The 6,607-nt window shown below is 62.7% G+C and carries 6 protein-coding genes; 2 read left to right on the top strand and 4 right to left on the bottom strand.

Annotation, left to right across the window (positions count from 1 at the left end; all coding sequences use genetic code 11):
* Nucleotides 1-278 precede the first annotated feature (278 nt).
* Both G3N96_RS39240 and G3N96_RS39235 read left to right on the top strand, forming a co-directional pair.
* Nucleotides 279-797, top strand: coding sequence for an SDR family NAD(P)-dependent oxidoreductase (locus G3N96_RS39240; protein ID WP_241022726.1), 519 nt, complete (start codon nucleotides 279-281; stop codon nucleotides 795-797).
* A 187-nt stretch (nucleotides 798-984) separates the two neighbouring features.
* On the top strand, nucleotides 985-1,188 hold the full coding sequence (locus tag G3N96_RS39235; protein WP_346778901.1) for an SDR family oxidoreductase: 204 nt from the start codon (nucleotides 985-987) through the stop codon (nucleotides 1,186-1,188).
* A gap of 706 nt (nucleotides 1,189-1,894) precedes the next feature.
* Here G3N96_RS39235 and rhaS read toward each other — a convergent pair.
* The 4 genes from rhaS to G3N96_RS19150 all read right to left on the bottom strand — a co-directional run bounded on the left by rhaS (nucleotide 1,895) and on the right by G3N96_RS19150 (nucleotide 6,598).
* Nucleotides 1,895-2,884: a rhamnose ABC transporter substrate-binding protein gene (rhaS, locus tag G3N96_RS19165; RefSeq protein ID WP_241011632.1), complete on the bottom strand. Its 990-nt coding sequence runs from the start codon at nucleotides 2,882-2,884 to the stop codon at nucleotides 1,895-1,897.
* A 99-nt stretch (nucleotides 2,885-2,983) separates the two neighbouring features.
* Complete coding sequence (locus G3N96_RS19160) at nucleotides 2,984-3,985, bottom strand: ABC transporter permease (RefSeq protein ID WP_206138131.1); 1,002 nt, start codon at nucleotides 3,983-3,985, stop codon at nucleotides 2,984-2,986.
* Nucleotides 3,978-5,003, bottom strand: coding sequence for an ABC transporter permease (locus tag G3N96_RS19155; RefSeq protein ID WP_241022725.1), 1,026 nt, complete (start codon nucleotides 5,001-5,003; stop codon nucleotides 3,978-3,980). The genes G3N96_RS19160 and G3N96_RS19155 overlap by 8 nt, the downstream gene beginning before the upstream one ends.
* A gap of 17 nt (nucleotides 5,004-5,020) precedes the next feature.
* On the bottom strand, nucleotides 5,021-6,598 hold the full coding sequence (locus tag G3N96_RS19150) for a sugar ABC transporter ATP-binding protein (RefSeq protein ID WP_241022724.1): 1,578 nt from the start codon (nucleotides 6,596-6,598) through the stop codon (nucleotides 5,021-5,023).
* Nucleotides 6,599-6,607 lie beyond the last annotated feature (9 nt).

Here is a 6,607-nt window from a genome sequence, read left to right as displayed (position 1 = left end):
GTTCCTCGATCCCGGTTGTCTTCCATGCACCACTGGCTTCATCAATCTGATTCCCATTACATCTGATGGGAATCAGATTGCCGGTGCCGCGCCCTCATGAACAGACGGTACGTGTCGAGCGCTTACGATTGTTCCACTGTCCTGCGCGTCTCTTCGCGCAAAACTTTTCCGGCTGCGGATGAAGACGTCACGCGACTGCGGCGTTCCAGCAAGTACATACCCAACAGCAAGTCGATATGTCGGATCGACGCCGTCGGTGGCGGCCGAGCCATGTTGAGTTGCTCTGCAGCACGACGGAAATTCGTCGTCTCCGCGAGGACGAGAAACTGTTCGAGCTGCCGAAAAATGAGGGTTGCCGTACGACAAGATTATCAGAACAGCTGTTCAATCGTATGAGACGTATCGTATTTCCAGTTTTAATCTGCATCCAATGCAAACGAGTGGAGCCAGAAATTGACGGAGAAAGGCGTGCAGTTGTAACCGGGGGGGCGAGCGGCATCGGCTTGGGCATCGCGCGCGCACGCATCAACGCGGGCTATCGCGTGACAATTGTCGGTCGAAACGATCAGCGGTTACGAGAAGCCGTTGCGAAGCTGGGGTCTGCAGCCACTTGCCAACTCGCCGACGCAGGCCAGCGCACGGATGTCGAGTCCACACTCACGAACGTCTGGCGCGGGGATCTGCTGGTCAATGCCGCGGGGTTCGTACGTTCAGTGAGCCTTGGTACTGCACTCGACCAGGCCGAGCTAGATTGGAACGCGGTCATCGAAATCAACCTCAAAGGCAGCTTTTTTTGATGGTGCCCTGCGTCGCTCCACTGTTGCCCCGTCCTAGGGGGCGAGTTATCAATATCAGTTTGAGTGGCGCACAAACTGGCGGCAGCAGATCGGCGGGCTGGCCTATGCCGCAGCGAAGGCAGGCTTTCACGGCCTTACCTTTGCGCTCGCGTGAGAACTAGCGCCACACGGCTGCACTGCTAACGCGATCGCACCGAGCTTCATCGCCGGGACAGGATTCACCGGCGGGCGGTCCGAGGAGCGCGTTGCCTCCATCGTTGCAGAAACGCCTTTAGGTCGCCCCGGCACTCCGGACGGCGTGGCCACTGCGGTACTCTGGCTTGCCTCGGAGACCGCGAGCTTCGTGACCGGCACCGTTATTGCAGTTAATGCGGGATGGCGAATCGGCTGAGTGGTTCTGGCTAGCTACGGCTAGCGGTTCAAAGTACTTTAGCGCACACGCCCATTTCCCACTTTTTCCGGAACGAGTCAATGATGTTTAGGCACGACGGCGCGTCACACCCCGTCGTCACGCCGCTGTCATTCCGGTGCCCATCATCTCCGAATGTCCGATCGCTCGCGCCCGCAACCTTTTGCCCATGGCGCCTCCCTAGCCGCCTTACTCGTCTGGGCCAAGGGCGTCCGCTCGCGCGAGGCAGTCGAAAGCTATTCCCCGGACCAGACCGGCAAAGGACAATCGGCCCGCGGCGTGATTGGTCGCATTCGGCGTCGACTCGTCGATTTCACCATCCGCCGTCACCGCGGAGATCTGGCGAAACTGTTTTAGTGCCCGACAGGCGTACGGGCGTTCGCTAGACGTTTCCATGAGATTTCGTCGAACTTCAAAATGAAGGCGTCAAAGCACGACATAGACGTACACCACGGCTCAATATCGAAAGCCTCCTCCACCTTGGAGTACGAGTAACATAAGTACCTCTCAGAAAACTATCAGTTGACGTTGGAAACCGAGAACAGCGCAGGCGTAGTCGATTCGGATTAAGCGCTGCGATGCACTGCCCAAGTCCGAACGTGATGCTCGAACGCGATGCTGATCGTCTCGTCCGATCGACCGTCTGGACCGTTCCGCCCGAAATCGGGCGGGGTCGCGGAACGCAATATCAGAAATTGAATTGATCGATATTGGACGCATCGAACGTCGTGGGCGGCCCGAGGATCACCTCTCCGCTCTTGCCGATCGTGCGCTTGCCGAGCTTGCCGGCCTCGAAACTCTCGCCTTCCTTGCCCGAGATCGCACCCGATGCGAGATTGGCGGCCGCATAGGCGGCGAGGTAGCCGAGTTGGCCCGGATCCCAGAGCTGGAATGCCTTGACCGTGCCGTTCTTCACGAAGGCGCGCATCTGGTTCGGCGTGCCGAGCCCCGTCACCGCCACCTTGCCCTTGCTCGACGACGTCGAGATATAGCGCGCGGCGGCGGCGATACCGACGGAGGTCGGCGACACGATCGCCTTTAGGTTCGGATAGGCCTGCAGCAGACCCTGGGTTTCGACAAACGATTTCTGGTCGTCGTCATTGCCGTATGCGATCTTGACGAGCTTCATCTTCGCGTATTCCGGCTTCTTCAGTTCCTCCTGCATCCACTTGATCCAGGTGTTCTGGTTGGTGGCATTCGGCGTTGCCGACAGAATCGCGAACTCACCCTCCCCGCCCATCAGCTTCGCGACGAGCTGGATCTGTCCGCGGCCGATGCTCTCGGCATTGGCCTGGTTCACGAAAACATTGCGGCCGTCCGCCGCCGTGTCGGAATCGAACGTGACGACCTTGATGCCCTGCGACATCGCGCGCTTCAGATACGGCACGACCGCGTTGGGATCGTTTGCCGCGATCACGATCGCATTCTGTCGCTGCGTAATCAGCGTATTGACATACTGCACCTGCGACGACGCGCCGGCGTCCGACGGGCCGACCACCTTTCCGTCGCCCTTGAACTCCTTGATGGCCGCCATCCCGCCTTCGTCGGCAATGACCTCGTACGGGTTGTTGATCTGCTTCGGCACGAACGCGATCTTCAGGCCGTCCTTCACACCGGTTGCACCGGCAGCACTCCCGATTCCGAACAACAGGCTGCAAACCGCGACGGTCGTCGCCATGCGCAGTGTCTTGATCATGCTACGTCTCCTATGAATCGCCGGGCCGCTCGGCCGGCGTTGTTGATATGCGTTGGGTTCACACTCGGTACACGGTGCCGTTCAATGCGCGATCGCGCGTCGCGCTCTGCGCGCCCGCCAGCCCGCGACAAGATTCGGGATCAGCACGGAAGACAGCAGCAACACGCCGGTGACGATCGTCAGGGTCTCGCTCGACACGTCGACGAGCGTGAGCGCGTTCTTCAGGACGCCGACGATCAGCAGCGACAGCAGCACGCCGTACAACGAACCGCGTCCGCCGAAGATGCTCACGCCGCCGAACAACACCGCGGCGATGACAGCCAACTCGAAACCCTCGCCGTTGTCGCCGCGCGCACTCGTGAAGCGAAGCGTGTAGACGATGCCCGCGATCGCGCTCATCACGCCCGACAACACGAACAGCTTCAGCTTCGTCTTCTTGACATCGATGCCCGAAAAAGCGGCCGCCTGGTTGTTGGACCCAATCGCATAGAGGCTGCGACCAAACGCCGTCGCCTGTAGCAAAACGGTAAACAGCACGGCAGCGACGATGACGATGACGAACGGCTCGGGAATGAACGTCGCACCTACCGTATTCATCCCGAACGACGTGTAAGCCGCCGGAAAATCCGCAATCGCCTGGTCGCCGAGCAGCACGTACGCGAGGCCGCGAAACAGCGCGAGCGTCCCGATGGTCACCGCCAGTGACGGCAGTTCGAAGCGAACGATCACCCAGCCATTGAAGAACCCGGCAAGCGCGCCGCCAGCGAGCACCAGAACGATGACGACCGGCATCGGTAGGCCGAGATGCCAGAGCACGCCCATCAGCGCGCTCGATGCACCGAGGATCGACGCCACCGACAGGTCGATCTCGCCCGTCACGACGATCAGCGTCATCGTCATCGCCATCAACGAGATCTCGGCGATGTCGAGCAGGATGTTGGTCAAGTTGGCCGCGTCGAGAAAGACCGGCGACAGCACGCGCGCCATCACCAGCGACGCTGCAAGGATGACGGCCAGGAGTACTTCCCAGGTCAGCGCAGCGGCGGACCGGCGGACCGGAACCGGGTTGGATCGATTAACCATGGTCGCGTTTCCTCATCATGCGTTTTGCGATGGAGCGGGCGAGCAGCGTATCGGTGGCGACGGCCGCCACGATCAGCGCGCCCTGGATTGCCTGCTCCCAGAAGGGCGAGACGTGAAGCACCGCGAGCGCGATGCTGATGACACCGAGCACGACCGCGCCAAGCGTCGCGCCCAGGATCGTGCCGACGCCGCCGTTGATGGCCACGCTGCCGACCACGGCCGCCGCGACCACCTGGAGTTCGATACCCTTGCCCGTACTCGCATCGACCGTGCCGAAGCGTGCCAGCCAAAGTGCGCCGGCGAAGCCCGCGATCGCGCCGGAGATCATGAAGCCGGTCATGACGCGCCGATCGACCCGGATGCCGGCCAGCCGCGCCGCCTCCGGATTGGAACCGATCGCGTAATGTTCGCGCCCCGCACGAAACTGCTTCAGATAGACCGACAGCCCGGCGAGAACGACAGCGGCGACCAGCGCCAGGACCGGAATGCCCAGGACCGAACCGGTCGCAAGCCGCGAGAACGCATCGGGCAGGCTCGTGGCGTTGATCTGGCCGCCGTGGACCCACGCATAGTCGGCGCCACGAAAGATGTAGAGCGTCGACAGCGTCGCGACCAACGACGGGACCCGGCCGATGGCGACCAGACTGGCATTGATCGCGCCGGCCGCCAGCCCGATGGCGAGCCCCGCCGCCAGGGCGACGGGCACCGGCATGGCCGGATACGCGACATAAAGGGCGCCGACGCCATACGCGCTGATGCCGACCACCGAGCCGATCGACAGATCGATGTGCCGCATCAGCATCACGACCGTCATGCCTGCGGTCAGCAAGCCGACGATCGACACGTTGAGCAGCACATCCCGCAGATTCTGCATGCTGAGAAACTGCGGACGGGCAAGCGCCGTGCATGCGATCAGCGCCACCAGGACGACGAACAATGTCGCCTCGCGTCGCTTCACGACGGCAGACAATCCGCCAGCCAGTGTTCCACGCGTCGGGATGCGCTCGGTTCGATTCATCGTGTTTGTTCCGCTCGTCATGCCGCCCGTCCCAGTTCGATATCGTCTTGCCCGAGCGCGGCCCGCATGATTCGCTCCTCAGTCGCGAGCGCCCGCGGAATCTCCGCGCGGATGCGGCCTTCGTGCATCACGAGCACGCGATCGGCCATGCCGAGCACTTCCGGCAGTTCGCTCGAAATCATCAGTACCGCCATGCCGTCCCTGACCAGCTCGGACAGCGCCCCATACACTTCCGCCTTCGCGCCGACATCGATGCCGCGCGTCGGCTCGTCGATGATCAGCACCTTCGGACCGGTCGCCAGCCACTTGCCGAGCACCACCTTCTGCTGATTGCCGCCAGACAATGTGCCGACCGGCAACGTCAGGTCGCTCGCTTTCAGGCGCAAGCGGGCGCCCCACTCGTGCGCAAGCACCGCTTCACGCGCTGCGGAAATCAAACCGAACCGTGTCAGGCGACCGAGCACCGTCATCGAGGCGTTGCGCGCGATGCTGAGTTCCAGTGCGAGCCCCTGCTGGCGCCGGTCTTCCGGCACCATCGCGAGCCCGGCCTTGATCGCCCGCCCGGGCTGCCCGGCCGAGAGCACCTTGCCCGCCACGCGGATCTCGCCCGAATCGAGCGGGTCGATGCCGAAGATCGCCCGCGCCACCTCGCTGCGACCGGCACCCACCAGGCCAGCCAGCGCGACGATTTCACCGGCGCGGACATCGAACGTCACGTCCTTGAATACACCGATGCGCGTGAGCCCTCGAACCGCGAGCTTCACGTCGCCCGGCTCGACCTGCGCTTTCGGATAAAACGTCTCCAGGTCACGTCCCACCATCTTCGCGACGATGTCGGCCGTGGTCATGTCCGACGTGCGCGCGTCGAAAACCTTCGCGCCGTCCCGCATGATCGTCAGGTGCTGCGTCAACGCGAACACTTCCTCCAGACGGTGCGTGATGAATAGAATCGCCGCGCCCCGCTCGCGCAGCGTCCGCACGATCGCGAACAACCGTTCGACTTCGGGCAGCGACAGCGCGGCAGTGGGCTCGTCCATGATCAGCACGTTCGCGTCGACCGACAGCGCTTTCGCGATCTCGATGACCTGCTGGTCCGCAATCGACAGGCCGCGCACCAACTGCTGCGGTTTCAGGTTCACGCCCAGCGATACGAGCAGCTCGGCCACTTCCCGATGCATCGTGTCGTAATCGATGCGCCCGAACCGGTCGACGGGCTGCCGTCCCATGTAGATGTTTTCCGCGATCGACAGATCGAAGAAAAGCGTCGGCTCCTGATAAATCACCGCGATGCCGGCATCGCGCGCATCGGCCGGCGACGAAAACCGCCGCTCGGTCCCGTCGATGGACAGCGTGCCCGTGTCGGGCGCATGGACGCCCGCGAGAATCTTCACGAGCGTCGATTTACCTGCGCCGTTTTCGCCGAGCAGCGCGTGCACTTCGCCCGGCATCATCGTGAGGTTGCCGTCGATCAGCGCGCGCACCGCGCCGAACGACTTGCTGGCGCCGCTGAGCGCCAACCGCGGCACGGTCGTGCCGCTTGAGGATGTCTGCACTGTTGTCTCCGTCGATATTGTCGTTGTGCGGCCGCCAGCCATTGCCGCGGC

The organism is Burkholderia sp. Se-20373 (assembly GCF_017104705.1).
GTDB lineage: Bacteria > Pseudomonadota > Gammaproteobacteria > Burkholderiales > Burkholderiaceae > Burkholderia.
Note: the sequence above shows the minus strand (reverse complement) of the source record. Positions and strands in the feature narration are given on the sequence as shown.

Bases quoted from the DNA above. Each gene is read 5' to 3' on its own strand.
- rhaS (WP_241011632.1), bottom strand. From the start codon at position 2,884: ATGGCGACGACCGTCGCGGTTTGCAGCCTGTTGTTCGGAATCGGGAGT.
- G3N96_RS19160 (WP_206138131.1), bottom strand. From the start codon at position 3,985: ATGGTTAATCGATCCAACCCGGTTCCGGTCCGCCGGTCCGCCGCTGCG.
- G3N96_RS19155 (WP_241022725.1), bottom strand. From the start codon at position 5,003: ATGAATCGAACCGAGCGCATCCCGACGCGTGGAACACTGGCTGGCGGA.
- G3N96_RS19150 (WP_241022724.1), bottom strand. From the start codon at position 6,598: ATGGCTGGCGGCCGCACAACGACAATATCGACGGAGACAACAGTGCAG.